The organism is Schaedlerella sp. (genome assembly GCF_056796775.1).
Window position 1 is genome coordinate 1 of sequence record NZ_JBQIKP010000006.1, and the last position, 25,328, is coordinate 25,328.

Annotated in this window: 23 protein-coding genes and 1 other annotated feature; of the genes, 15 read left to right on the forward strand and 8 right to left on the reverse strand. The window is 48.6% G+C overall.

Annotated features, from left to right (window positions below; translation table 11 throughout):
* Nucleotides 1-461: 461 nt before the first annotated feature.
* The 12 genes from ACTOY7_RS04505 to rpoC all read left to right on the forward strand — a co-directional run bounded on the left by ACTOY7_RS04505 (nucleotide 462) and on the right by rpoC (nucleotide 14,042).
* Complete coding sequence (locus ACTOY7_RS04505) at nucleotides 462-887, forward strand: hypothetical protein (RefSeq protein ID WP_160283625.1); 426 nt, start codon at nucleotides 462-464, stop codon at nucleotides 885-887.
* 5 nt (nucleotides 888-892) lie between these two features.
* Complete coding sequence (locus tag ACTOY7_RS04510; protein WP_160283626.1) at nucleotides 893-1,498, forward strand: hypothetical protein; 606 nt, start codon at nucleotides 893-895, stop codon at nucleotides 1,496-1,498.
* Entirely contained in the window at nucleotides 1,485-1,856 is a 372-nt protein-coding gene (locus ACTOY7_RS04515; protein ID WP_160283627.1) for a hypothetical protein, read from the forward strand. Before ACTOY7_RS04510 ends, ACTOY7_RS04515 begins: the two co-directional genes overlap by 14 nt.
* A gap of 220 nt (nucleotides 1,857-2,076) precedes the next feature.
* A complete protein-coding gene (rpmG, locus tag ACTOY7_RS04520; protein WP_044984812.1) occupies nucleotides 2,077-2,226 on the forward strand; it encodes a 50S ribosomal protein L33 in 150 nt (49 codons plus the stop codon).
* A 24-nt stretch (nucleotides 2,227-2,250) separates the two neighbouring features.
* Complete coding sequence (gene secE, locus ACTOY7_RS04525; RefSeq protein ID WP_160283628.1) at nucleotides 2,251-2,451, forward strand: preprotein translocase subunit SecE; 201 nt, start codon at nucleotides 2,251-2,253, stop codon at nucleotides 2,449-2,451.
* 55 nt (nucleotides 2,452-2,506) lie between these two features.
* Nucleotides 2,507-3,022, forward strand: a complete 516-nt coding sequence (gene nusG, locus ACTOY7_RS04530) for a transcription termination/antitermination protein NusG (protein WP_160283629.1) — start codon at nucleotides 2,507-2,509, stop codon at nucleotides 3,020-3,022.
* Between the two features lie 49 nt (nucleotides 3,023-3,071).
* The gene (rplK, locus tag ACTOY7_RS04535) at nucleotides 3,072-3,494 is read left to right on the forward strand and encodes a 50S ribosomal protein L11 (RefSeq protein WP_004075024.1); all 423 of its coding nucleotides are present in this window, start codon (nucleotides 3,072-3,074) and stop codon (nucleotides 3,492-3,494) included.
* An 89-nt stretch (nucleotides 3,495-3,583) separates the two neighbouring features.
* Complete coding sequence (gene rplA, locus ACTOY7_RS04540; RefSeq protein WP_160283630.1) at nucleotides 3,584-4,276, forward strand: 50S ribosomal protein L1; 693 nt, start codon at nucleotides 3,584-3,586, stop codon at nucleotides 4,274-4,276.
* A 53-nt stretch (nucleotides 4,277-4,329) separates the two neighbouring features.
* Nucleotides 4,330-4,466 (forward strand) — a sequence feature (ribosomal protein L10 leader region).
* Between the two features lie 103 nt (nucleotides 4,467-4,569).
* A complete protein-coding gene (rplJ, locus tag ACTOY7_RS04545) occupies nucleotides 4,570-5,109 on the forward strand; it encodes a 50S ribosomal protein L10 (RefSeq protein WP_160283631.1) in 540 nt (179 codons plus the stop codon).
* Nucleotides 5,110-5,230: 121 nt separating this feature from the next.
* On the forward strand, nucleotides 5,231-5,608 hold the full coding sequence (gene rplL, locus ACTOY7_RS04550; protein ID WP_160283632.1) for a 50S ribosomal protein L7/L12: 378 nt from the start codon (nucleotides 5,231-5,233) through the stop codon (nucleotides 5,606-5,608).
* A gap of 695 nt (nucleotides 5,609-6,303) precedes the next feature.
* A complete protein-coding gene (rpoB, locus tag ACTOY7_RS04555; RefSeq protein ID WP_160283633.1) occupies nucleotides 6,304-10,167 on the forward strand; it encodes a DNA-directed RNA polymerase subunit beta in 3,864 nt (1,287 codons plus the stop codon).
* A 14-nt stretch (nucleotides 10,168-10,181) separates the two neighbouring features.
* Entirely contained in the window at nucleotides 10,182-14,042 is a 3,861-nt protein-coding gene (gene rpoC / locus ACTOY7_RS04560; protein ID WP_482670358.1) for a DNA-directed RNA polymerase subunit beta', read from the forward strand.
* A gap of 55 nt (nucleotides 14,043-14,097) precedes the next feature.
* Here the strand turns inward: rpoC and ACTOY7_RS04565 are convergent, their stop codons facing one another.
* From ACTOY7_RS04565 to murC, 4 genes are all read right to left on the reverse strand, one after another.
* Nucleotides 14,098-15,300 (reverse strand): ribose-phosphate pyrophosphokinase, encoded by a 1,203-nt coding sequence (locus ACTOY7_RS04565; protein WP_482670359.1) that lies wholly within the window; start codon nucleotides 15,298-15,300, stop codon nucleotides 14,098-14,100.
* Nucleotides 15,300-16,298, reverse strand: a complete 999-nt coding sequence (locus tag ACTOY7_RS04570) for an ATP-binding protein (RefSeq protein ID WP_300885576.1) — start codon at nucleotides 16,296-16,298, stop codon at nucleotides 15,300-15,302. The genes ACTOY7_RS04565 and ACTOY7_RS04570 overlap by 1 nt, the downstream gene beginning before the upstream one ends.
* A 74-nt stretch (nucleotides 16,299-16,372) precedes the next feature.
* A complete protein-coding gene (locus tag ACTOY7_RS04575) occupies nucleotides 16,373-17,518 on the reverse strand; it encodes a DnaD domain protein (RefSeq protein WP_482670360.1) in 1,146 nt (381 codons plus the stop codon).
* Between the two features lie 148 nt (nucleotides 17,519-17,666).
* Nucleotides 17,667-19,043: a UDP-N-acetylmuramate--L-alanine ligase gene (gene murC / locus ACTOY7_RS04580; protein ID WP_300825330.1), complete on the reverse strand. Its 1,377-nt coding sequence runs from the start codon at nucleotides 19,041-19,043 to the stop codon at nucleotides 17,667-17,669.
* A gap of 235 nt (nucleotides 19,044-19,278) precedes the next feature.
* Here murC and ACTOY7_RS04585 point away from each other — a divergent pair, with 235 nt between their 5' ends.
* The 3 genes from ACTOY7_RS04585 to spoVG all read left to right on the forward strand — a co-directional run bounded on the left by ACTOY7_RS04585 (nucleotide 19,279) and on the right by spoVG (nucleotide 22,201).
* The gene (locus ACTOY7_RS04585; protein WP_160283639.1) at nucleotides 19,279-20,553 is read left to right on the forward strand and encodes a glucose-1-phosphate adenylyltransferase; all 1,275 of its coding nucleotides are present in this window, start codon (nucleotides 19,279-19,281) and stop codon (nucleotides 20,551-20,553) included.
* Entirely contained in the window at nucleotides 20,550-21,668 is a 1,119-nt protein-coding gene (gene glgD, locus ACTOY7_RS04590; RefSeq protein ID WP_160283640.1) for a glucose-1-phosphate adenylyltransferase subunit GlgD, read from the forward strand. The genes ACTOY7_RS04585 and glgD overlap by 4 nt, the downstream gene beginning before the upstream one ends.
* 257 nt (nucleotides 21,669-21,925) lie before the next feature.
* Nucleotides 21,926-22,201 (forward strand): septation regulator SpoVG, encoded by a 276-nt coding sequence (gene spoVG / locus ACTOY7_RS04595; RefSeq protein ID WP_160283641.1) that lies wholly within the window; start codon nucleotides 21,926-21,928, stop codon nucleotides 22,199-22,201.
* A gap of 101 nt (nucleotides 22,202-22,302) precedes the next feature.
* Here the strand turns inward: spoVG and ACTOY7_RS04600 are convergent, their stop codons facing one another.
* From ACTOY7_RS04600 to ACTOY7_RS04615, 4 genes are all read right to left on the reverse strand, one after another.
* Nucleotides 22,303-22,968 carry an RluA family pseudouridine synthase gene (locus tag ACTOY7_RS04600; protein WP_300885580.1) on the reverse strand — a complete coding sequence of 222 codons (666 nt, stop codon included), beginning with the start codon at nucleotides 22,966-22,968 and terminating at the stop codon, nucleotides 22,303-22,305.
* A 13-nt stretch (nucleotides 22,969-22,981) separates the two neighbouring features.
* Nucleotides 22,982-23,434: a tyrosine-type recombinase/integrase gene (locus tag ACTOY7_RS04605; RefSeq protein WP_482670361.1), complete on the reverse strand. Its 453-nt coding sequence runs from the start codon at nucleotides 23,432-23,434 to the stop codon at nucleotides 22,982-22,984.
* 817 nt (nucleotides 23,435-24,251) lie between these two features.
* Nucleotides 24,252-24,461: a hypothetical protein gene (locus tag ACTOY7_RS04610; RefSeq protein ID WP_482670362.1), complete on the reverse strand. Its 210-nt coding sequence runs from the start codon at nucleotides 24,459-24,461 to the stop codon at nucleotides 24,252-24,254.
* An 82-nt stretch (nucleotides 24,462-24,543) separates the two neighbouring features.
* Nucleotides 24,544-25,281 carry a helix-turn-helix domain-containing protein gene (locus tag ACTOY7_RS04615; protein ID WP_482670363.1) on the reverse strand — a complete coding sequence of 246 codons (738 nt, stop codon included), beginning with the start codon at nucleotides 25,279-25,281 and terminating at the stop codon, nucleotides 24,544-24,546.
* Between the last annotated feature and the right edge of the window lie 47 nt (nucleotides 25,282-25,328).

Consider the following 25,328-nt stretch of genomic DNA (forward strand, 5'->3'; position numbering starts at 1 on the left):
CTTTCTAAGCTTACGGTGTTTAAAATATCCATATAATATTCAATTAAAATACAGTAACCATGCGGGTTTCAGCAGTTGATGCCGTTATTCCGTGAATAATTCAGGTATAAGGAGACAAAAATATAAAATTTTTATAAACTCAAAACAGGTAAGAAAATACAACACTTCCATACATTTCAGAAATGCCCTGAACGCCACTATTTATGCGGTGTCCAGAGCATTTTTTACTTAATCCCTTGCAAAATTCAGGATATAGCGTGATTTGGCTGGTCTGTCAACAGTTTTTTCAATAATTCTATTTTTGTACGGAAAATAACATCATGAAGCCTGCGAAGTGTTTGAAAATACAGGCGTTCCTAGTAGTTAAGATGTAAGTATGATTGCTTTTTTAAAGGAAACTTAGTATAATATGAATGTGGCAGTATGGGTAATCGGTATAAAAGATCTATAGAGGTGATTGAATGGCTAAATTGGCTAATTTTATTTATTGCATAAGTGCAGACAGAGTTCCAGCAAATGATGGAAAAGGCGTTAGTATAAATGCAATGGGGGTTATGACTGCATTAACACCAGAATTTCTTCCGGGAACTTTTACTTTTTCTGTTATTTTTTCCGTGCTGGATATTGATGTTTCTGTAGATAATTCTATACGGATTGTTTTTTCAAAAGATGGAGAAGAAGCTGATCTGGTTAATACTGGCATTATTATGTTGCCTCCTATGCCAGAGCCGGATGAAGTTGAACTGCCAAAGGAATATAAAGGGGTATATATGAGCATGGATTTCCGTAATGTTGTTTTTGAAACAGAAGGCTTATATAACACAACCGTATTTTTTAACAGTCAATTAATAGGATCCAGTTCTATCTATGTCAAAGGAAAAAGGTAAATAAGATGAATGATGGGAACTTGATTACATTATCAAAAGTGGATGCGAAATCGAATAATCATGTTGAGAGGAAATCATTTACCAATGTGGGTATAGCTACTTCTGTTGCTTTTGCGCTTTTTGTTGGAACGACTGCATTGAAGAGTACGGCAGATTTAGACGCATTATTTGGATATGATTTTATAATGCCTTCATACATACAATATATTAACTTGAATACGAAAAAAGGGCATATAAATATGTATGTTGATAAAACAATAGACTTAATGAAGGTGGGAAATCTTAATAAGATAGAGAAAATGGCAGCGTTTGATGATGATTGGAATGGAACAGGAGGGAGTATTTTTTCGAAAAAGGCTATTAAGCTTTTTAAAATGATTATTGAGATGCTTGAAAAACAGCCGGAGATTGCGCCGACAGGACGTAATAGTTTGTTGATGCAATATGAATTGGACGATAAAAGTCTGCTCGTTTTTGAAGTTAGCGAAGAAAAAACAGAAAAAGTATATATACCGAAAGGCGATTATTCTATGGCACAAATGGAGTTGTTTACAGAGAATACAGGTTACAGGATAAAGGAGTGTGTGGAAAAATTTTATGGACTTGAATAATATTGCAGACTCAGAAATATTATATCGCATGGTTAAAAAATCTGATCCAAATGGTTTTATAAATGGAAAACCAACGGCTGCTTTATTTATGGATAAAAGTGGTGCATCTGTGGATCGTGACGGAGGAAGGTCAGAAGAAGAGATTATTGAAAATTTCAAGTGGCGGTTTAGAAAAAAGGATGATTATAAAACTTCGGTAAAAATAAGTGCCCGACAATGTAGAAATTCCGATACGTTTCCTAACCCGATTGGAAATCATAAAAACCCATATCATGCAGAAATATGGGATTCGGAAGATGAGCGGGTGATTAGTCTGTTTAAAGCGATGAAACTGGCGCAGCTATGCCGTGAAGTATAGATTTGATATGATTTCAAAGAAAGGACTTGACTTCCCCGCATCCTATGTGTTACAATTTTTCTGCGAATGGAAGTAGGTCTTTTTTTTATGCCTAAATTTGATGGCTTCGCAACCATCAGTAACATGTAGTGAATCAAGGGAGCATCCGGGGATTTTGGGCCGCGTCGGTCTTGGCGGCGGAGTCCTGAGAGGTGTTCTGAGAAAAAGCGAGGTGGAAGTTGTGCGCACAAGAATTACATTGGAATGTACGGAATGCAAGAACCGCAATTACAACATGACCAAGGATAAGAAAACACATCCGGAACGCATGGAGACCAAGAAGTACTGTAAGTTCTGCAGATCCCACACACTGCACAAAGAGACGAAATAGTCATTTTGGAAGGAAGTGGATGCTATGAGCGGAAAGACAGAAAAAACTCAGAAGAAAAGCTGGTTCAAAGGACTTCAGACAGAGTTTAAGAAGGTCATCTGGCCGGATAAGAATGCGTTAGTGAAGCAGACGACGGCAGTTGTGACTGTTTCCGTATTATTGGGTGTGATCATCACAGTGATCGACACGATCATGAAGTACGGGATTGACCTTTTGGTAAAGTGAGAAGCTTTTGTAGCTGTCTTCGGCAGATACGAAGCCATAACGGAAAGGTGATTTTATGTCAGAGGCAAGATGGTATGTGGTTCATACCTATTCCGGGTATGAGAACAAGGTAAAAGCAAACATTGACAAGACAATCGAAAACCGTCATCTGGAAGATCAGATCCTGGAAGTCCGGGTTCCCCTGGAGGAAGTGCTGGAACAGAAGAATGGCGTTCAGAAGGTCAGCATGAAGAAGCTGTTTCCGGGTTATGTCATGATCCATATGTATATGAATGACGATACCTGGTATGTTGTCCGCAATACCCGCGGCGTGACAGGGTTTGTCGGTCCCGGATCCAAGCCGGTCCCCTTAGAGGAGGACGAGATGGAGAGGTTCGGCATCCGTCAGGAAGTGAAGGTCAGCTTTGAGCAGGGCGACGCCGTGATTGTACTCAACGGGGCCTGGGAAGGCACCGTGGGCGTGGTGCAGAGCGTCAACGAGCAGAAGGAGAGCCTGTCGATCAATGTGGAACTGTTTGGCCGTGAGACACCGGTCGAACTCAGCTTTTCAGAAGTCAAGAAGATGGAATAAGAAGTGGGAGGGATTTTATCCCGCCAATACCACAAGGAGGTAATGAAAAATGGCAAAAAAAGTAGAAGGTTATATTAAGTTACAGATTCCGGCCGGCAAGGCAACTCCTGCACCGCCGGTAGGCCCTGCGCTTGGACAGCATGGCGTCAATATCGTTGAATTTACAAAGCAGTTCAATGCAAGGACAGCAGACCAGGGTGACCTCATCATCCCGGTTGTCATTACTGTATACAGTGACAGAAGCTTCAGCTTCGTTACAAAGACTCCTCCGGCAGCGGTCCTGATCAAAAAGGCATGCAACATCAAGTCCGGTTCAGGTGTTCCGAACAAGACCAAGGTTGCGAAGATCACGAAGGCCCAGGTAGAAGAGATTGCCAAGACAAAGATGCCTGACCTGAATGCCGCGTCATTGGAAGCTGCTATGAGTATGATCGAGGGAACCTGCCGTTCTATGGGCGTAACCGTAGAGTAAGCGCGTCTGCGGGCACTATACCCTGGTAACGAAGAAGAAATCAGTGGGAGGGGTTCGATCCCGCCAATACCACAAGGAGGTTATATAGAATGAAACGAGGAAAGAAATATATCGAAGCTGCAAAACAGATCCAGAGAGGCAATCTTTACGAGAAGGCAGAGGCTATTTCTCTGGTAAAGAAAGCAGCAGTTGCAAAATTTGATGAGACAATCGAAGCTCATATCAGAACCGGATGTGACGGCCGTCATGCTGACCAGCAGATCCGTGGCGCGGTTGTTCTGCCTCATGGAACAGGTAAGACTGTCCGTATCCTTGTATTTGCTAAGGACGCAAAGGCTGACGAGGCTCAGGCAGCAGGCGCTGACTATGTAGGCGGACAGGAACTGGTTCCGAAGATCCAGAACGAAGGCTGGCTGGATTTTGACGTAGTGGTTGCTACACCGGATATGATGGGTGTTGTTGGACGTCTTGGACGTGTGCTTGGACCGAAGGGCCTTATGCCGAACCCGAAGGCAGGTACCGTAACAATGGATGTTACAAAGGCGATCAACGATATCAAGGCTGGTAAGATTGAGTACAGATTGGACAAGACGAACATTATCCATGTGCCGATCGGTAAGGCTTCCTTTACCGAGGAGCAGTTAGCGGACAACTTCCAGACGCTTGTTGATGCAATTATAAAAGCAAGACCCGCAGCAGTAAAGGGACAGTTCTTAAAGAGCGTGACACTCACCTCCACGATGGGCCCTGGCATCAAGGTCAATCCGATGCGGCTGCAGTAAATTTGATAAAATTAAATAAAATGAGTTGACATCCCCCGGAATCGGTGTTATTATAATCAGGCAATTAGCTGCCGAAGACAGTAGGTGCCGCAAGGCATAAGCAGACCAACGCCTACCGAGGAATGCGAGATTCATTGAATTGGATTTTACCTCTGTGTCTTTGTGTACACAGAGGTTTTTATATACCATCGTATGCAGAAGGGCTGCCATGTCGGACTTTCTGTATTTACCCTGTATAATCCACTTTCCTTGTGGCAGTGCTTTTATAAATATATAAGGAGGTGCACCAGAACGTGGCAAAAGTTGAGTTAAAACAACCAGTTGTAGATGCTATCGCTGAGGAGATCAAGGATGCCCAGTCCGTAGTGCTTGTTGACTACCGCGGATTGACTGTGGCTCAGGATACGGAACTCCGTAAGCAGCTCAGAGAAGCCGGCATAGTATACAAGGTCTACAAGAATACTATGATGAAAAGGGCATTTGAGGGAACCGAGTTCGCAGGTCTGGATGATTGTCTGAAAGGACCCAGCGCGATTGCGATCTCCAAGGATGACGCGACAGCTCCGGCAAGGATCATCTGCAATTTCGCTAAGACCGCAGACAAGCTGGAACTGAAAGGCGGCGTAGTAGAGGGCAATGTATACGATGTCGCGGGACTGACAGAGCTGTCCAAGATTCCGTCAAGAGAAGTTCTTCTTTCCAGACTGCTTGGAAGCATGCAGTCACCGATCACGAACTTCGCGCGTGTCATCAAGCAGATTGCTGAGAAGGATGGCGAGACGGCAGAAGCTCCGGCTGAGACCGCAGAGGCTCCGGCAGAAGCAGCAGAATGATCAGAGTTTCATGCCCATAGAGTGTTGAATGGAAGCTGCGCCCGCGGGAATCGGCCGGTGCAGACGGCAGTATAGGACTGATGACAGATTGATATTAATATAAAAAATGGAGGATATGACAATGGCTAAATTGACAACAGCTGAAATGATCGAAGCGATCAAAGAATTATCAGTATTAGAACTGAATGAATTAGTAAAAGCATGTGAAGAAGAATTTGGTGTATCTGCGGCAGCAGGCGTTGTAGTTGCGGCAGCAGGCGGGGAAGGAGCAGCGGCAGCAGAAGAGAAGGACGAATTTGATGTAGAGCTTGTATCTGCAGGCGCATCTAAGGTTAAGGTTATCAAGGCTGTACGTGAGATCACAGGCCTTGGTCTGAAGGAAGCGAAGGAACTGGTTGACGGCGCTCCGAAGGTAGTGAAGGAAGCAGTTTCCAAGGCAGAAGCAGAAGAGATCAAGGCGAAGCTCGAAGGCGAAGGCGCAGAAGTAAACCTGAAATAATTGCTGCTGGCAATTATTTTCCACCTGTACGGTTGCAATCCGAGATATCTGTTCTATGCAACTTGTTGCAATAAAACAGATATTTCGGATTAGCAACCTACGCATAAATGAGCAAAATGCGGCTGCATTGCAGACGCAAGAGTGCGATAGCGTGGATTTTGCGAATGGATGCGTAGGTTGGATGATCTTTAGATCATCCAACCGTACAGATGGATTATTTTCCGTATGACAGAGATGATCTAATGAGGACCGCAGATGAAGAACGTTCGTCTGCGGTTCTCTGTTCTAACCCGCTTCTAATACCACATAAATCACAATTTGTCAAGAACTTTTTGAAAATGTGTTGACACCAAAAACCCATTTGTGTTATAGTTAAAAATGCGCTATTATGGATAGATATACCGTTTGCCACATATTTCCATTTCAGGGAATTGATGTACAGGCGGAATCTTGTTTCATGAATTGCCGCAGAACAGAGTGTAAATTAATGAGCTATGGTTACTGAAATATATTTTTAAGATGCGCTCTAAGGGGAATATACAGGGTAACTCGCAGCCCGGCAACGAATATTTTTGTTACATGTCACACTTCGAGCAATCACCACGCTGACTGGTCAGAAGGATGCACATAGAAGCTGGCATTTTCGCGCAGCCTTTACGGAGATATTCAGAAAACGAATAAGGAGTGAAACGTCCATGGAGAAAAACAGAATTCGTCCCATCACTAACGGAAAAAGTTCACGCATGAGCTATTCCAGGCAGAAAGAAGTATTGCAGATGCCGAATTTAATCGAAGTTCAGAAGGATTCGTATCAGTGGTTCCTGACAGACGGATTAAAAGAGGTATTCAGCGATATTTCTCCGATTGCTGACTACAGCGGTCACCTGAGTCTGGAATTTGTTGATTTCAGATTGTGCGAGAATGAAGTAAAGTACACGATCGAAGAGTGCAAAGAGCGGGATGCGACCTATGCCGCGCCTTTGAAGGTAAGAGTCAGACTTTACAACAAAGAGAATGACGAGATCAACGAACATGAAATCTTCATGGGAGATCTGCCCCTGATGACCAAGACAGGAACCTTCGTGATCAACGGGGCGGAGCGTGTTATCGTAAGCCAGCTTGTCCGTTCTCCCGGCATTTATTACGGGATTGCTCACGATAAGCTTGGTAAACGGCTGTTCTCCTCCACCGTGATCCCGAACCGCGGGGCATGGCTGGAATATGAGACCGACTCCAATGACGTATTTTATGTCCGCGTAGACCGGACAAGGAAGGTGCCGATCACTGTGCTGATCCGTGCCCTTGGGATCGGGACCAATCCGGAGATCTTAGACCTTTTCGGAGAGGAACCGAAGATTCTTGCCAGCTTTAGCAAAGACACTGCTGAGAACTATCAGGAGGGTCTGTTAGAGTTATACAAAAAGATCCGTCCCGGCGAGCCGCTTGCGGTGGACAGCGCGGAAAGCCTGATCACCAGCATGTTTTTTGACGCAAGGCGTTATGACCTCGCCAAGGTAGGACGTTACAAATTCAATAAAAAGCTGATGCTTAAGAACCGTGTCAAGGGACAGACCCTGGCAGAGACCGTGGTCAGCCCGGTGACGGGAGAGGTGATCGCTGAGGCAGGCACGGTGATCACCCGCGAGATCGCGGATGCCATCCAGAATTCCGCTGCTCCGTACCTGTGGGTGAACGGAGAGGACAGCTCCCGCAATATCAAGATCCTTTCCAATATGATGGTGGACCTGCAGGCCATCGTAGACATTGACCCGAAGGAAGTGGGCGTGACGGAGCAGGTATATTACCCGGTTCTGGAAGGGCTTTTGGAGGAGAGCGCGGGAGACATTGACGAGCTGAAGGTCCTGATCAAGCGCGACCTGCACGATCTGATCCCGAAGCACATTACCAAGGAAGATATCCTTGCTTCTATTAATTATAACATGCATCTGGAGTACGGCATGGGCAATGACGATGACATTGACCACCTGGGCAACCGGCGTATCCGCGCGGTTGGGGAACTGCTCCAGAATCAGTACAGGATCGGACTGTCCAGATTGGAGAGGGTAGTCCGGGAGCGTATGACGACACAGGATCAGGAGGGGATTTCACCCCAGTCGCTGATCAATATCAAGCCGGTGACAGCCGCGGTAAAGGAGTTCTTCGGTTCCTCCCAGCTGTCCCAGTTCATGGATCAGAACAACCCGCTGGGTGAGCTGACACATAAGAGACGTCTTTCCGCGCTGGGACCGGGCGGTCTGTCCCGTGAGCGTGCCGGATTCGAGGTCCGTGACGTACATTACTCCCATTATGGAAGGATGTGCCCCATTGAGACGCCTGAAGGACCCAACATCGGACTGATCAACTCTCTTGCATGCTATGCAAGGATCAATCAGTACGGCTTCGTGGAGGCTCCTTATCGTGTCATTGACAAGACCAATCCGGAGAATCCGGTGGTCACAGACGAAGTGGTTTACATGACTGCGGATGAAGAAGACAATTATCATGTGGCACAGGCCAATGAGGCGTTGGACACGGAAGGACATTTTGTCCGGAAAAATGTATCCGGCCGTTACAGGGAAGAGACTCAGGAATACGAGAGAAGCAAGTTCGACTTCATGGACGTATCCCCGAAGATGGTGTTCTCCGTGGCTACGGCGCTCATTCCTTTCCTGGAAAATGACGATGCCAACCGTGCGCTGATGGGTTCCAACATGCAGCGTCAGGCGGTGCCGCTGCTTACCACGGAAGCTCCGGTGGTCGGTACCGGTATGGAAGTGAAGTCCGCGGTGGACTCCGGTGTCTGTGTGGTTGCGGAGAACGCGGGCGTGGTAGAACGTTCCACATCCAAGGAGATCACGGTCCGCTCCGACGACGGAAGCAAGAAGACCTATAAGCTGATGAAGTTCCAGCGAAGCAACCAGAGTAACTGCTACAACCAGAGACCCATTGTCAATAAGGGCGAGCGGGTGGAAGAGGGACAGGTGATCGCAGACGGTCCGTCCACCTCCAACGGCGAGATGGCTCTCGGCAAGAACCCCTTGATCGGATTCATGACATGGGAAGGCTACAACTATGAGGATGCCGTTCTGCTGAGCGAGCGTCTGGTACAGGATGATGTATATACTTCCGTCCATATTGAGGAATATGAGGCGGAGGCCAGAGATACCAAGCTGGGACCGGAAGAGATCACGAGAGATATTCCCGGTGTCGGCGATGAGGCTTTGAAGGATCTGGACGAACGGGGAATCATCCGGATCGGCGCTGAGGTCCGTGCCGGGGATATCCTGGTAGGAAAGGTGACTCCGAAGGGAGAGACAGAGCTGACTGCGGAGGAGCGGCTCCTGCGTGCGATCTTCGGAGAGAAGGCGCGTGAAGTCAGGGATACTTCCCTGAAGGTGCCTCACGGAGAATACGGAATCGTTGTGGATGCCAAGGTATTTACCAGGGATAACGGCGATGAGCTGTCCCCGGGCGTGAACCAGTCCGTGCGTATCTACATCGCGCAGAAGAGAAAGATCTCCGTAGGAGATAAGATGGCAGGCCGTCACGGCAACAAGGGTGTGGTTTCCCGCGTGCTGCCGGTGGAGGATATGCCGTATCTGCCCAACGGACGTCCCCTGGATATTGTGCTGAACCCCCTGGGCGTGCCGTCCCGTATGAATATCGGGCAGGTTCTGGAGATTCACCTGAGCCTGGCTGCAAAAGCCCTCGGATTCAATATTTCCACACCGGTCTTCGACGGGGCCAACGAGGTGGACATCATGGACACGCTGGATCTGGCAAATGATTATGTCAATCTGGAGTGGGAAGAATTTGAGAAAAAGCATAAGGAAGAGCTGCTTCCGGAGGTTTTGAAATATCTGTATGAGAACCGGGATTATCGGGAGCTGTGGCATGGCGTACCCCTTTCCAGGGACGGAAAAGTGCGCTTGCGCGACGGACGGACGGGAGAGTATTTTGACAGTCCGGTTACCATCGGACACATGCATTATCTGAAGCTACATCATCTGGTAGATGATAAGATCCACGCGCGTTCCACAGGTCCCTACTCTCTGGTGACCCAGCAGCCGCTGGGAGGAAAAGCCCAGTTCGGCGGACAGCGTTTCGGAGAGATGGAGGTATGGGCGCTGGAGGCTTACGGCGCATCCTATACACTGCAGGAGATCCTGACCGTGAAGTCGGATGATGTAGTAGGGCGTGTGAAGACCTACGAGGCAATCATCAAGGGTGAGAATATCCCGGAACCGGGGATTCCCGAGTCCTTCAAGGTACTGTTAAAGGAACTGCAGTCCCTGGCACTGGACGTACGCGTGCTGCGCGACGACAATGTCGAGGTGGAGATCATGGAGACGGTGGACTATGGAGAAACCAATCTGAATTCCATTATCGAAGGAGACAGAAGATACGATGACGATGAATCTTATGGAGAGCATGGTTATACGGAACAGGAATTCGTGGACGGAGAACTGGAAGATGTAGATATGGAACCGGATGACAGTGAATTCGATGACGATGCGGAGATGGAATTTGACGAGTATTATGATGACGATATGGAATAGGAGGAGCCAACTATATGCCAACGAATAATGAACAACAACACGAACCGTTAACATTTGACGCAATCAAGATCGGCCTGGCTTCACCGGAAAAAATCATGGAGTGGTCCAGAGGCGAGGTGACCAAGCCCGAGACCATCAACTACAGGACGCTGAAACCGGAAAAGGACGGACTGTTCTGCGAGAGGATCTTTGGACCCAGCAAGGACTGGGAGTGCCACTGCGGAAAGTATAAAAAGATTCGCTACAAGGGTGTTATCTGTGACCGATGCGGCGTAGAAGTGACCAAGTCCGCTGTCCGCCGTGAGCGTATGGGGCATATCGCGCTGGCTGCGCCGGTATCCCACATCTGGTATTTTAAGGGGATCCCCAGCCGGATGGGATTGATCCTGGATATCTCTCCGCGTACATTGGAGCGGGTGCTGTATTTTGCGTCCTATATCGTGTTGGATAAAGGCGAGTCGGACCTGCAGTATAAGCAGGTGCTCTCCGAGGCGGAATACCAGGAACAGCGTGAAAGGTGGGGATATAAGGGGTTCCGTGTAGGCATGGGCGCTGAGGCCATTCAGGAGCTTCTTCAGGCCATTGACCTGGAAAAGGAATATGCGGAGCTGCAGGCTTCCCTGGAGAATACTTCAGGCCAGAAGCGGGCGCGTATCGTGAAGCGTCTGGAAGTGATCGAAGCCTTCCGGGAATCCGGAAATAAGCCGGAGTGGATGATCCTGAATATGATCCCGGTCATTCCGCCGGATCTGCGTCCCATGGTACAGCTGGACGGCGGGCGGTTCGCGACCTCCGACCTGAATGACCTGTACCGCAGGATTATCAACCGGAACAACCGTCTGAGAAGGCTTTTAGAACTGGGCGCGCCGGATATCATTGTACGCAACGAGAAGCGTATGCTCCAGGAAGCGGTGGACGCGCTGATCGACAACGGCCGCCGGGGACGTCCAGTGACAGGTCCCGGAAACCGGGCCTTGAAGTCACTTTCCGATATGTTAAAGGGAAAGAACGGCCGGTTCCGTCAGAACCTGTTAGGAAAGCGTGTAGACTACTCGGGACGTTCTGTTATCGTCGTAGGGCCGGAATTGAAGATCTATCAGTGCGGCCTTCCCAAGGAGATGGCGATCGAGCTGTTTAAGCCCTTTGTTATGAAGGAGCTTGTGGCAAATGGAACTGCCCATAATATCAAAAATGCGAAGAAGATGGTGGAGCGTCTCCAGCCGGAGGTGTGGGATGTGCTTGAAGAAGTGATCAAGGAGCATCCGGTCATGCTGAACCGTGCCCCTACCCTGCATAGACTTGGGATTCAGGCATTTGAGCCGATCCTGGTAGAGGGTAAGGCGATCAAGCTGCATCCATTGGTATGTACCGCGTACAACGCCGATTTCGATGGAGACCAGATGGCAGTCCATGTTCCGCTGTCCGTGGAAGCGCAGGCGGAATGCCGTTTCCTGCTGCTTTCCCCGAATAACCTGTTAAAGCCTTCCGACGGCGGTCCTGTGGCGGTTCCGTCTCAGGATATGGTACTCGGGATCTATTATCTGACCCAGGAGAGGCCGGGAGCCAAAGGCGAGGGCATGATCTTTAAGAGCGTCAATGAAGCGATCCTGGCCTATGAGAATGGATATATCACACTGCACTCCAGGATTAAGGTGCGTGTGAAGAAGAACATGGAGGATGGCACCCAGAAGCAGGGCATGATCGACGCGACACTGGGACGTCTGCTGTTTAATGAGATCATTCCCCAGGATCTGGGCTTTGTGGACCGGGAAGCAGAAGGAAACCAACTGCTTCTGGAGATTGATTTCCATGTAGGCAAGAAGCAGCTCAAGCAGATCCTGGAAAAGGTCATCAATACCCATGGCGCGACACAGACTGCAGAGGTGCTGGACAATGTGAAATCTATCGGCTATAAGTATTCCACTAGGGCGGCCATGACCGTATCCATTTCCGATATGACCGTGCCGCCGGAGAAGCCGCAGATGATCCGGGACGCGCAGGATACGGTGGACCGGATCACAAAGAACTACAAGCGTGGTCTGATCACGGAGGAAGAGCGTTACAAGGAAGTGGTGGAGACCTGGAAGAATACCGATGACAAGCTGACGGAAGCGCTGCTCGGAGGACTGGATAAGTACAACAACATCTATATGATGGCGGATTCCGGAGCCCGTGGTTCCGATAAGCAAATCAAGCAGCTTGCAGGCATGCGCGGGCTGATGGCCGATACGACAGGACGGACCATTGAGCTGCCGATCAAGTCCAACTTCCGTGAAGGTCTGGACGTATTGGAGTACTTTATGTCCGCCCACGGCGCTCGGAAGGGTCTGTCTGATACAGCTCTCCGTACCGCCGATTCCGGGTATCTGACGAGACGTCTGGTAGACGTATCACAGGAGCTGATCATCCACGACAGCGACTGTATCAACGAGGAAGAAAAAGAGATTCCGGGCATGTATGTAAAAGCATTCATGGATGGAAACGAAGAGATCGAAAGTCTGCAGGAGCGTATTACAGGTCGTTTCTCCTGTTATGACATCAAGGATAAGGAAGGCAATGTTCTTGTAAAGGCGAATCATATGATTACTCCGCGGCGCGCGGAGCGTGTCATGAAAAGAGGCGTGGATGAAAAGGGAAATCCGCTGGAGTGCGTGAAGATCCGTACGATCCTGACCTGCAAGTGCAAGGACGGTGTTTGCTCCAAGTGCTATGGCGCCAACATGGCGACCGGAGAAGCGGTCCAGGTCGGTGAGGCTGTCGGCATCATTGCGGCGCAGTCGATCGGAGAACCGGGTACACAGCTTACCATGCGTACCTTCCATACAGGAGGTGTGGCCGGTGACGATATCACACAGGGTCTTCCCCGTGTCGAGGAGCTGTTTGAGGCCAGAAAGCCGAAGGGTCTTGCGATCATTACGGAATTTGCGGGAACGGCGATTCTGAGCGATACGAAGAAGAAGCGTGAGGTTATTGTGACCAACGATCAGACAGGAGAATCCAAGGCGTACCTGATCCCATACGGCTCCAGGATCAAGGTTCAGGACGGACAGGTGCTTGAAGCCGGCGATGAGCTGACAGAAGGTAGTGTAAACCCACACGATATCCTGAAGATCAAAGGTCTGCGCGCGGCGCAGGATTATCTGCTGCGTGAAGTGCAGCGTGTATACCGTCTGCAGGGTGTGGATATCAATGATAAGCATATTGAGGTCATTGTGCGCCAGATGCTGAAAAAGATCCGTGTGGAGGAAAGAGGAGATACCGAATTCCTGCCGGGCAGCATGGTCGATGTACTGGAGTTCAATGAAGTGAATGAAATGCTGGAAGCAGAAGGCAAGACTGCCGCGACCGGGGAACAGATCATGCTCGGTATCACCAAGGCATCCCTGGCGACAGATTCCTTCCTGTCCGCAGCTTCCTTCCAGGAGACTACGAAGGTTCTGACGGAAGCGGCGATCAAGGGTAAGGTGGACCACCTGATCGGTCTGAAAGAGAATGTCATCATCGGAAAGCATATTCCGGCCGGAACCGGTATGAAGAAGTACCGGGATGTACATCTGAATACAGATAACAAGCCGGATGATGAGATCGACTTCGACGAGGACGAACTGCTGGACGATCTGGAAGAAGGCATGGATTCGGAAGCGGATGTAGATGCAGATGCGGACGCAGAGGGAGCCGAAGCAGATTTTGACGATCTGGATGAGGACGCAGCCGAAGCAGAGCTGGATGATCTGGAAGAAGCCGAAGCGGAACTGGATGACCTGAAAGAAGCCGAAGTAGGGCCGGATAACCTGGAAGAAGCTGAAGCAGATGCGGAGCCGGATGATACAGGCGAAGTGGAAGCAGACGCAGAAGAACCGGATACACTGGAATAAAGGAATAAAGGAATAAAGAACGGGCGGTCAGGTGAGTACACCTGCCGCCCGCTTTTTAAATTTCAATCTCCCGTTCAATCTCGCCACCGTTTTTGTAGACCTGCAGTACATGCTGTATCCGCTCATTGGGACTCAGCAGCGTGCTGATTGAACCGTCATGGTTGAGGGTATCGATCAGCAGGGCAATATATTTACTCATATCGCAGTCAATATAATAGGGCTTTGACAGCAGATTCGGAGTGCGGTAGATCAGATTCGTTGTCAGGACCCCGTGGATCAGACCCTCCTCGTAGGCTTTATCAAAACGGTCCAGACCATTCGTAAACAGTCCAAAGGTAGCGGCAGCAAAGATCCGGTTTGCCTTCCGGCGCTTTAACTCCTTTGCGACCTCTATGATACTGTCTCCCGAAGAGATCATATCATCAATGATGATGACGTCTTTTCCCTCCACGGAGCTGCCCAGAAATTCATGAGCCACGATCGGATTCCGCCCGTTGACAATACGGGTATAATCACGCCGTTTATAGAACATCCCCATATCCAGCCCCAGTACATTTGCCAGATAGATGGCGCGGTGCGTACCACCTTCGTCAGGGCTGATGGCCATCATGTGATCGCTGTCGATCTGCAGGTTCTTGACCGTGCCCAGAAGGCTCTTGATGAATTGATAGGTGGGGGAGACCGTCTCAAATCCGTTCAGCGGGATTGCGTTCTGCACACGCGGATCATGAGCGTCAAAGGTAATGATATTGTCCACGCCCATGCGTACCAGCTCCTGCAGGGCAAGGGCACAGTCCAGAGACTCCCTTCCATTGCGCTTATGCTGACGGCTCTCATAGAGGAACGGCATGATGATATTGATCCGCCTGCTCTTGCCGCCGATGGCCGCGATCACCCGCTTCAGATTCTGAAAATGGTCGTCCGGTGACATATGGTTTACATTGCCCGTGAGGGAATAGGTGACATTATAATTCAGAACGTCTACCATCAGGTACAGGTCCTTTCCGCGGACCGATTCCGTGATGATCCCTTTGGCTTCACCCGAACCAAACCGGGGAACATTCGTATTGATAATATAGTTGTCTCTTACATATCCGTTGAAAACCACATCTCCGATATGTTGGTTCTCACTTTCCTTTCTCCACTTCACAAGATACTTGTTGACTTGCTCACCGAGCTCCTCACAGCCGGTAATGGGAATCAGCCCCAGTGCACCTACCGGGATGTTCTCCAGGTTACGTTCGCTTCGACGCAGCATTACACTTCCTCCCTGTTCATCAGTTTTTTCTTGATCCGGATATCATCACCGATCAATTTCAGCATAATATAGTTGCTTGTAATTCTGGAAAAAGACCTTTCCGTATATAAGTCGGCAAGGGAATCCAGAGATAGATTGGTTGAGATGACCGTGGACTTTTTGTTCAGCAGCCTTTCGTTGACGCAGGTAAAAAGCTGAGACGCAATGAAGGAATTGGTGAATTCCGTTCCCAGGTCATCTATGATCAGCAGATCACAGTCAAAGGCATAATGCCGGATGTTCTGTGCATCTGTATCATCTTTGTGAAACGTACTGTGTGCAAACATATTAAACAACGCAGGCGCAGAATAATAGATTACGGAAAAGCCGGCATCCATCAATTCTTTTGCGATACAGTTGGACAGAAACGTCTTCCCCACGCCTACGCTGCCGTACAAAAAGAGACTTTTGTGCTCCTGATCAAAGGTTCGGATAAAATCCTTACAGACCGCAAGCGCATCCTTCATGACCGACAGAGAGGAGCGCCCGGACTTGGGGTCAATATAATTATCAGAATAGTATTTCATGGAAAAAGAATTAAAATTCTCGGTTTTGAGAATTTCCTTCAGGTTGGACTGCTCATAAAGGAGACGGCTGGCAGCCGCCTTAAAGCAGCGGCACTTCTGATTGTCGATATAGCCCGTATCCCTGCACTGGGAACACTCATAGGAGGGCTCCAGATAATCGGAAGGGAAGCCGCAGGACTGCAGCAGCTCATCCTTCTGCTTCCTGAGGATCGCAAGCTCGCTCTTTAAGGACTCCACCGCATGGTCGTCTCCGTTGAGCAGCCTCTTCCCATACTGGACGGAAAGGATGGAAATCGACTCATCCAGAGACTGAAATTCCGGAGACCTTGTATACACCTCAGCATAATGTCTGGCAAGGGTATCACGGCTGCGGAGCTGCTTCTGCTCGTATTCCCTCATGATCGCCTGGTACTGTGAATTTTTTAATCCCACGACAAACTCCTTTTAGGAACTGCAAATAAAGATACCCGGGCCGATAAAATCTGCCGCGGTTTTTCCACAGTTCCTTAATTGCTGTTTAATAGTTGCGCCTCCAAAGAGTCCATATCATAAGTGCGTCTCTCGAAATTATTCAGATTCTTTGTGACACTTTTAGGACTGGGGGCAGATGATTTTTTCGCGGCTTTTTCCTTTCGAAACGCAGCATCCAGATTATCGATGTCTTTTAAATGATGTACCTTTCCGTCATGCCATTTTGCCAGGATCGTATCCGCGTATTCAAAGCTGGGCTGGTGGATCGCGGCGATTGTGCGGCTGCATGCCTCCTGGATGATATCCAGTGTAAAGCCGAACTCATCCGTCCATTTTTGGATATATGTAACCTCTGAAACGGCGGGGCCGCGGTTCTTGATACCGAACGCATTGAGGACGGTATAGCAGTTCTTGTTATAATTCATGGAGCGCTGGCGGGCCTGGGCTACGGTCTCGATCCCGTCATCGGCCCAGGAAAGGGCGACCTTCTGAATATAGTGCATGTTCTTATGGCCGTTCTCCGCACAGGTCTCAAGCAGATATTCCACCAGATCGGCGGACATGCCCAAGGTATCATAAAAATACGTGATGGCGTCTGTGTCCGACTTGGTCAGAGTCTTGCCGAGATACTGTTCTGCAATAAAAAGCAGGGACTTCAGTTCCTTCTGTGCCTTAAAGGAATCCAGCGGGATTGCTTTTGCAGGTCTGGTGTCTGCCGCGGGACTGCCCGAGGAAGGAAGCGCATCGGGAAGAGGATCGGCCATTGCCTTGTCCGAAACAGGACCGGCGCTGCCGTCCGGGTTGTCCTCTGCCGCGGGGGCTGCTGCTGTGACCGCTCCTGCCTTTTTTTCTTCTTCTGCCGGAGCGGACAGAGAAGGCTGACTGCTTTTTTTCCGGACCTCGGTCTCTGCTGCCCTGCCTTCAGTTTCTCTGCCGAGACTTAAGACGCCAGCGGCTTCCCAATAACGGAACGCCCGCATGATGTCCTTTTCCGTATGGTTCAGGCAGTCGGCGATCTTGGATACCGTAAGCGTCGAAGAGGGATCCTCAAGATGACGCAGTAAAAACAGGTAGACCTTTACAAATTCACCGTTTGCCTGAGCCAGATGGTGATCTATGAAGTCGTTGGAGACCATGGTTGCGTTTGCCTGGAGCTTATTTTTGAGTTTTAAAGTTTTCATTTGCCCTTCCTACCTCTTAAATTCTTAAGATTCTTCGCCGATGTTTAGTATAGGTATTATAGCATTTTAACCCGGCAGGAAAAAGCATTTTTTTTCCTCATTTTCAACCTTTATGTCGATAACTCTGTGTGAAAACTGTGGATAACTCTTATTTCAGCAGGTCTTCTCCAATATCTACAACGTTTCCGGCTCCCATAGTTATCAACAAATCTCCGGAAACGCACTGTGCTTTTACGAATTCTTCAATCTCAGAAAAGGAAGGAAAATAGTGTGCGTCCGTTCCCAGCTTCCGGACCTCCTCGGCCAGATCCTTTGAGGAAATGCCCAGGGTGTCGGTCTCTCTTGCGGCATAGATATCCGCCAGCACCAGATGGTCCGTGTGGGACAGAGCCTCCGCAAATTCGTGGAAGAAGGCCTTGGTCCGGGTATAGGTATGGGGCTGGAAGATACACCAGAGCGACTTATGGGGATAATACTTCGCGGCCTTCAGGGTAGCCTGGATCTCCGTGGGATGATGCGCGTAGTCGTCAATGATCGTGATTCCGTCCAGCGTTCCCTTATACTCAAAACGGCGGTCTGTTCCGGTAAAGGACAGAAGACCCTTCTGAATGGACTCCATGGGGACATCCAGAAGCTCGGCGGTGGCAATGGAAGCCAGCGCGTTGGACACGTTGTGGTCGCCGGTCACAGAAAGCTGGATCCGTGTGACGGTCTCGCCATATTTTACAAGATCAAAGGAAACCCGCCCTTTTTCGTCGTGGAGGATGTTGGCGGCGCTGTAATCGTAATCCGGAGAACTTCCGTAGGTCGCTACATGGCATTCCAGATCCCGGTAGATCTCCGGGTAATCCGTGATGTCTCCGTTAATCACCAGAGTTCCGTCAGGAGGCAGCAGAGCGGCAAACTGATGGAAGGAATGCCGGATATCCTCCAGATCCTTGAAAAAGTCCAGATGGTCTTCTTCGATATTTAAGATCACTCCGATCTTCGGGAAAAAATTCAGGAAGCTGTTGGTATACTCACAGGCTTCGGTAATGAAGGTGCCCGAATTTCCGACCCGGATGTTGCCGCCGATGGCCTGCAGGATGCCGCCTACGGAGATGGTGGGGTCAAGGTTCCCCTCCAGAAGGATATGGGAGATCATGGAAGTCGTGGTGGTCTTTCCATGAGTTCCCGATACTGCGATGGGGGTGTCATAATTTTTCATGAGCTGTCCTAACAGCTCCGCGCGGGTGAGCATGGGGATCTTTCTGGCAACGGCCTCGATCAGCTCCCCGTTGTCCCGGCTGATCGCCGCCGTGTAGACCACGCAGTCGATGCCGTCGATGATGTTGGAGGCTTTCTGTCCATAAAAGATCTGAGCGCCGCTCTCTTCCAGCTGCTGTGTAAGCGCGGATTCCCTGGCGTCAGAACCGGATATGGTGAAGCCGTTCTGCAGGAGGATCCTGGCAAGGCCGCTCATGCTGATGCCCCCGATCCCGATAAAATGAATGTGGATTGGTTTCGTGAAATCAATCTTATACATATCTATTTTCCTTTCCTGACGAAACGATGATACATCGTTTAGAATACTTATAAATAAGGTTCAAATTGATTCTGCCTTATTTATTATACTATATATGATAAAAATTGAAAGAAGTTCTTTTTGTTTATTTCCAACAAAAAGAGAATATTTAGTTAGAAAAAATTGTAAAATCTGTGTACTTAACAATGAAATGATGCTATAATAAAATAGAATAACTAGAAATGGAGGTGACGGCATGATTAAAAAGGAAATGATCGCCATGCTGCTTGCGGGCGGACAGGGCAGCAGACTCGGAGTTCTTACCGCAAAGGTGGCAAAACCCGCAGTGTCTTTCGGCGGCAAGTACCGTATTATTGATTTTCCGTTGAGCAACTGCATCAATTCAGGAGTGGATACGGTAGGAGTCCTGACACAATATCAGCCGCTGCGGTTGAATACACATATAGGGATTGGGATTCCGTGGGATCTGGACCGGAATATAGGCGGGGTTTCGATTCTTCCTCCATATGAAAAGAGTGTGAACAGTGAATGGTATACAGGGACTGCCAATGCCATTTACCAGAATCTGGACTATATGGAAAGCTACCATCCGGATTACGTGCTGATTCTTTCCGGAGACCATATTTATAAGATGGATTATGAAGTGATGCTTGCCGCCCATAAGGCCAACAAGGCGGATGTGACGATCGCGGCGATGCCGGTGCCTATGGAGGAGGCGGGACGCTTCGGGATCCTGGTGACGGACAGAGAGGGACGGATCAGCAGATTTGAAGAAAAGCCGGAGAGGCCCAGCAGTAACCTGGCATCCATGGGAATTTATATTTTCAGCTGGCCGGTTTTGAAGGAAGCGCTGATCCGGCTTTCCAGCCAGCCGAACTGTGACTTCGGGAAGCATATCATTCCTTACTGCGGCGCAAAGGGAATGCGGATGTTTGCCTATGAGTACAACGGATATTGGAAGGATGTAGGGACGCTTGGTTCTTACTGGGAAGCCAATATGGAGCTGATCGATATTATACCGGAATTCAACCTCTATGAGGAATTCTGGAAGATCTATACCAACTGCATGAATCTTCCGCCGCAGTACATATCTCCGGAGGGCGTTGTGGACAAGTGTATTATCAGCAATGGCTCCGAGATTTTCGGAGAAGTACATTCTTCGGTGCTGGGCGCGGGAGTGAGCGTAGGAAAGGGAAGTGTCATCCGGGACTCGATCATCATGCGGGATGTGGTCATCGGGGAGGACTGTGTGATCGAAAAGGCGATCATCGCAGAGAATACGGTGATCGGCAGCAATGTTGTGATCGGGGTCGGGAGCGATGTGCCCAACCGCGCGCGGCCGGACATTTACAACGGAGGGCTGGCAACGATCGGAGAAAATTCCCGTATCCCTTCCGACGTACAGATCGGAAAGAATACGGCGATCAGCGGCGCGACGGCTGCGGCGGATTATCTGAACGGGATACTGGAGAGCGGTGAGACATTGATAAAGGCAGGTGATCGTGTATGAGAGCAGTAGGGATTATTCTGGCGGGAGGCAACAACAGACGGATGCAGGCACTGACGGCGAAGCGCGCGGTTGCGGCGATGCCGATCGCATCCAGCTACCGGGCCATTGATTTTGCGCTGAGCAACATGACGAACTCCCACGTTCAGAGAGTCGCGGTGCTGACACAGTATAATGCGCGGTCGCTGGACGAGCATTTGAATTCTGCCAAGTGGTGGGATTTTGGAAGAAAGCAGGGCGGCCTGTATATTTTTACACCGACCATTACGGCGGAGAATGGCTACTGGTACAGGGGGACAGCGGATGCCATTTACCAGAACCTGGACTTCCTGAGGCGGTGTCATGAGCCGTATGTGATCATCGCTTCCGGCGATGCGGTTTATAAGCTGGATTACAATAAGGTATTGGAATACCATATTGCAAAGAAGGCGGACATTACGGTGGTGGTGAAGGATCTGGAGGACGGCGACGACGCGACACGTTTCGGCACCGTGCGGATGAATGAATCGGCCCGGATCCAGGAATTTGAAGAGAAGCCGATGGTGGCCAGTTCGCAGACCATTTCCACAGGCATCTATGTGATGCGGAGGAGGCTTCTTATTGATCTGGTGGAGCACTGCGCAGAGGAAGAGCATTATGATTTTGTGACGGATATCCTGATCCGTTATAAGAATCTGAAAAAAATCTACGGGTATAAGCTGAGCGGTTATTGGAATAATATTTCCAGGATAGACGCGTATTATCAGACGAATATGGATTTCCTGAGACCGGAGGTTCGAAAGTATTTTTTCCGGGAGCTTCCGGCGGTGTATTCCAAGGTGAGCGACCTGCCGCCTGTAAAATACAACCCGGGCGCGGCGGTGAAGAACTGCCTGATCGGGAGCGGGAGCATCATCAACGGTACGGTTGAAAATTCCGTGCTGTTTAAGAAGGTATTTGTGGGGAATAACTGTGTGATCAAAAATTCGATCATCCTCAATGATGTTTATCTGGGAGATCATACATATATTGAGAACTGTGTCGTGGAAAGCCGGGGAACGATCCGCGCGAATACAAGGCATGTAGGAGAGGGTGAGATCAAAGTAGTTGTGGAACGGAACGAGAGGTATCTGATATAAAATCAGAATGAGACGCCGGGGACCTCCCGGACGGGGGAGTATAAAAAGTGCAGTCTGGCTGGCGGCTTTTGGGAGATCTGGCGGATGAACCACAGGTTCCGCCGGATGTGGATCTTGATTTTTGCCGGCCTGCAGATATAAAAATAATAAGAGATGAAGGTGTGTTAAAAAAGTCTTTTCGGTACGGATGATGGGATGAATGGACAGGCTTGCGAAGGGCTGTACCGGGGAATGCAGACAGAGAAAGGAGACTGGATATGCAGATCACAGATGTGCGTGTACGAAAAGTGGCGAAGGAAGGAAAATTAAAAGCGGTTGTTTCAATTACGATTGATGATGAATTTGTAGTTCATGATATTAAAGTGATTGAAGGAGAGAAGGGATTGTTTATTGCAATGCCGAGCAAAAAAGCGATGGATGGGGAATACAGGGATATTGCACACCCGATTAACTCTGACACGAGAGAGCGGATACAGGAAATGATTTTGGAAAAATATCAGGAGACTGCAGGGGGAGAGGAAGAAGTATCGTAATGGTTTATGAGGAACTATTGTAAATGACAGCAGCACCTGGCTGGTGAAAGAAACAGCCAGGTGCTGTTTTTATATGCTGCCGGCTGCAGAACTGCTGCCGTTTAGAACGGCAGCAGCGGCGTATGGGAAAAGGACAGCGGTTCTCCGGTCGCGGGATGGCAGAAGGATAATTTTACCGCATAAAGCCGGAGCGGTCCGGATATGGAACGGGTCTGTCCGGGGGACGTCGGCGTATATTTTGTATCCCCGGCAATGGGGCAGCCGATGTGCGCCATCTGGACACGGATCTGATGGTGGCGCCCGGTGTCCAGAATGATCTCGGCCAGGGCCAGGGAATCCCGGGTTCGGAGAACATGATAATGAAGCCGCGCGGGTTTGGCACCCGGCGTATCGGAGGTACAGACGCGGGAGGTGTTGGTCCGCCCGTCTTTTACCAGATAGTCTTCCAGGTCCGCTTCCGTTTGCTCAGGAACAGCACTTAAAACAGCGAGATAGTGCTTTCCGAAGCCGGAGGCCTGGAGCTGGCGGCTGAGCGATTTTGCGGCCGCGGGAGTTTTGGCAAATACAAGAAGCCCCTCCACGGGCTGATCCAGACGGTGGATCAGGGCAAGATAGGGTTCTCCGCTTTTGGCCTGACGGCTGTGCAGATGATTTTTCAGGATGCTTACCATATCGGGCGTACTGATCTGCCGGCTCTGCGTGGGGACGCCTGCGGGCTTGATACAGACAAGGATATGCCGATCTTCAAATAGGATTTCCGGTTTCATGGACATAGTCTCCTTAAAAAATTATAAATATCTTATTACTATCGTAGTATTTTACCGCAAAATTCAGGATTGCATTTAACTGGCTGTTTACATTGCGCTGTGTAGTAGGCTTCAAACCGTCCTGAATAAGCCTGTTTTGCCATTTCCGGATATCAGCCGGGGAAATCTCATTGATAGGCTTATTTTTGAAATAGGGCAGTATTCTGTGGCTTATATAACGCCTTTTTACTTCAATGGTGGACTCTTTCAGCCGTGAGCGGATATCTTCCAAGTACAGGTCATAGAGCGCCTGGAAAGTCATGTCAGGGTTTCCGGACTGTTTTTCTAGGAAAGAGCGCTCCCAGTCCTTCGCTTCACGCTGCAGCTTGAAGCCACGCTTCATCTTCTGGCGGCGGGTTCCTGTCCAGTCCACGTAATAGAATTTGCAGTACCAGGTACCGGTCTTTTCATCTTTATAAGCTGGCATTTTATCATCTTCCTTTCATTCCTGCACGTGGCGGTGCCTTTTGAAATGAATGGATTTTGGTTTGACAATGCGCATATTATTAGATATAATATATTTGACAAGAGAGCCGAAAGCTAGAGTACACCTAGCCGCCGGGAAAATAATTTGTTACATGAAGTAGCGCCTTATCTTACCAGGACGAGGGCGCTACTTTTTGCGTTTGATGTAAATAACAAGAGTTATAACAGCGCAAAGCATAATTACAAATGTGAATAAGTCTCCATATGTAACCATAAGCACCAGCCCCCTTTCTTTCGTCCGGTGGCTGACGTAATCGCCCATTCGGCTCCCTTGGCAGATATACTATTTTCAATGTGCGGATCCGGGAACAAATATGATCCGATATTTCAGTGTTGAAGGGACAGGGAGGATCTGATTAGACCCAGCCTCCTAAATGGAGGGAACCACGGCCCTGAATCAGGGCCCCATCCGGAAATTATGAGGGTCGTCCTATGAGTGCCACCTCACCACAGAAAAATCCCTGCGTCAATTTCCCGATTTGAAATCGGGAAAACAGGTACCATTTTAAATGGGCCATGCAGATTTTTGCAAGAGTAACATCAAATGCTATCTGGCCAGACTGAATAATTTTAAGAGTGTCTCTCCTTCCATTTACAAATCCCTTACTTCCCTAATAAAAGGAAATTGGTTATCTTTCTGAACGCAAAATCTGGCTACCAGCCTGTGCGCTCTTTTTATCTGCATACCAGACTGAAAATAAAGCAAGTGATGTTCCCGAGCAAAAAAACGATTGCTATGCAGAGAATCCTGAGTTTTATCACTGCAACCTCTCTTTTTCTCTTTCGGTACGATTCCTTTTTATACGCAGTGAATCCTCCCCCTCCTGTTCATCTTCCGGAAGCTTAAAATTGATTATCAACCCGTACTCATCAACAAATGCCTTCCTCATAAATTCAAACCCAGCTCGAATATCGAGCGTGCCGTTTACTTTTACGCCTTGCTGTCTCAGCCTTTCTTCTACACTCATGTTTCACCTCCCCGCAAAATAAATCACCATGTACAGAGCAACAAAACCAAAATTGGCCTTGGCTCCAATGGGGTACCCAAGATTAATCCTCCTGGGGTTCGTCTGGATCCTTCTGGTATTCCGGTATTTTTGCAATCATTTCGGCATGTTCAGCAACCTTTTCTTGTCCGATATCATTTAGCTTGCTATAAGCGGTTTGGAGTCGTTTTATAGTTGCAAGGCCTTCCTGAGCGACTTCTTTTAATTTTTTATACGAGTTTCTAAATTGTTCTGAACTGTAGTAATCGTTTAGTATTTCAAGTTCCTCTGGTGTTACATTTTCTCCAACTAGTAATTTGTTTTGTATTTTGTTTCGTTCTATTTGTTCTGGTGTAATTTCTGTACGAATACTTGCATCATATTTATGAGCATTGCCGTCTTTTTTGTTCGTAAGTTCTATTTGATTTTTATTAAAATCTTCTTCTGAGCTGGCATATGAATAGGAGTGATCATAATCTATGTTTCTCGATTCATTTTTTAGGAGTTCTTCAACTTGTTTTTGAGTATATTCTGGGTCGGGATCGGCATAAGTACGAATAGTGCGAGTAACTTGACCTTCCTCGAATTTGATAAGACGGTGTTGGCGAGAATCGTGGTCATAATATATCATAGCATCCAATGCTTCTGCTATTTTATCTAGTGTCTCCGCCTTGGGGTTTTGTTTTCCGTTTTCATATTTTCTAATATTCGATTCAGCAATTCCGCATAACTCGCCTAATTTTTTTTGAGTTAGTTTTCTTTCTTTCCTGATACGTTTGATATCGTTACTTGTTTCTGACATCTTTTCACCTACCTTAAAATTAGTATAGCACAGTTATAAGAAAAATA

What these genes read in the sequence shown, in the direction of transcription:
- nusG (WP_160283629.1), top strand. Translation starts at nt 2,507, where the DNA reads ATGTCAGAGGCAAGATGGTATGTGGTTCATACCTATTCCGGGTATGAG.
- ACTOY7_RS04575 (WP_482670360.1), bottom strand. Translation starts at nt 17,518, where the DNA reads ATGAAAACTTTAAAACTCAAAAATAAGCTCCAGGCAAACGCAACCATG.
- rpoC (WP_482670358.1), top strand. Translation starts at nt 10,182, where the DNA reads ATGCCAACGAATAATGAACAACAACACGAACCGTTAACATTTGACGCA.
- ACTOY7_RS04615 (WP_482670363.1), bottom strand. Translation starts at nt 25,281, where the DNA reads ATGTCAGAAACAAGTAACGATATCAAACGTATCAGGAAAGAAAGAAAA.
- spoVG (WP_160283641.1), top strand. Translation starts at nt 21,926, where the DNA reads ATGCAGATCACAGATGTGCGTGTACGAAAAGTGGCGAAGGAAGGAAAA.
- ACTOY7_RS04585 (WP_160283639.1), top strand. Translation starts at nt 19,279, where the DNA reads ATGATTAAAAAGGAAATGATCGCCATGCTGCTTGCGGGCGGACAGGGC.
- secE (WP_160283628.1), top strand. Translation starts at nt 2,251, where the DNA reads ATGAGCGGAAAGACAGAAAAAACTCAGAAGAAAAGCTGGTTCAAAGGA.
- ACTOY7_RS04610 (WP_482670362.1), bottom strand. Translation starts at nt 24,461, where the DNA reads ATGAGTGTAGAAGAAAGGCTGAGACAGCAAGGCGTAAAAGTAAACGGC.
- ACTOY7_RS04510 (WP_160283626.1), top strand. Translation starts at nt 893, where the DNA reads ATGAATGATGGGAACTTGATTACATTATCAAAAGTGGATGCGAAATCG.
- murC (WP_300825330.1), bottom strand. Translation starts at nt 19,043, where the DNA reads ATGTATAAGATTGATTTCACGAAACCAATCCACATTCATTTTATCGGG.
- ACTOY7_RS04605 (WP_482670361.1), bottom strand. Translation starts at nt 23,434, where the DNA reads ATGCCAGCTTATAAAGATGAAAAGACCGGTACCTGGTACTGCAAATTC.
- rplL (WP_160283632.1), top strand. Translation starts at nt 5,231, where the DNA reads ATGGCTAAATTGACAACAGCTGAAATGATCGAAGCGATCAAAGAATTA.
- glgD (WP_160283640.1), top strand. Translation starts at nt 20,550, where the DNA reads ATGAGAGCAGTAGGGATTATTCTGGCGGGAGGCAACAACAGACGGATG.
- ACTOY7_RS04505 (WP_160283625.1), top strand. Translation starts at nt 462, where the DNA reads ATGGCTAAATTGGCTAATTTTATTTATTGCATAAGTGCAGACAGAGTT.
- rplA (WP_160283630.1), top strand. Translation starts at nt 3,584, where the DNA reads ATGAAACGAGGAAAGAAATATATCGAAGCTGCAAAACAGATCCAGAGA.
- ACTOY7_RS04600 (WP_300885580.1), bottom strand. Translation starts at nt 22,968, where the DNA reads ATGAAACCGGAAATCCTATTTGAAGATCGGCATATCCTTGTCTGTATC.
- rplK (WP_004075024.1), top strand. Translation starts at nt 3,072, where the DNA reads ATGGCAAAAAAAGTAGAAGGTTATATTAAGTTACAGATTCCGGCCGGC.
- rpoB (WP_160283633.1), top strand. Translation starts at nt 6,304, where the DNA reads ATGGAGAAAAACAGAATTCGTCCCATCACTAACGGAAAAAGTTCACGC.
- ACTOY7_RS04565 (WP_482670359.1), bottom strand. Translation starts at nt 15,300, where the DNA reads ATGCTGCGTCGAAGCGAACGTAACCTGGAGAACATCCCGGTAGGTGCA.
- ACTOY7_RS04515 (WP_160283627.1), top strand. Translation starts at nt 1,485, where the DNA reads ATGGACTTGAATAATATTGCAGACTCAGAAATATTATATCGCATGGTT.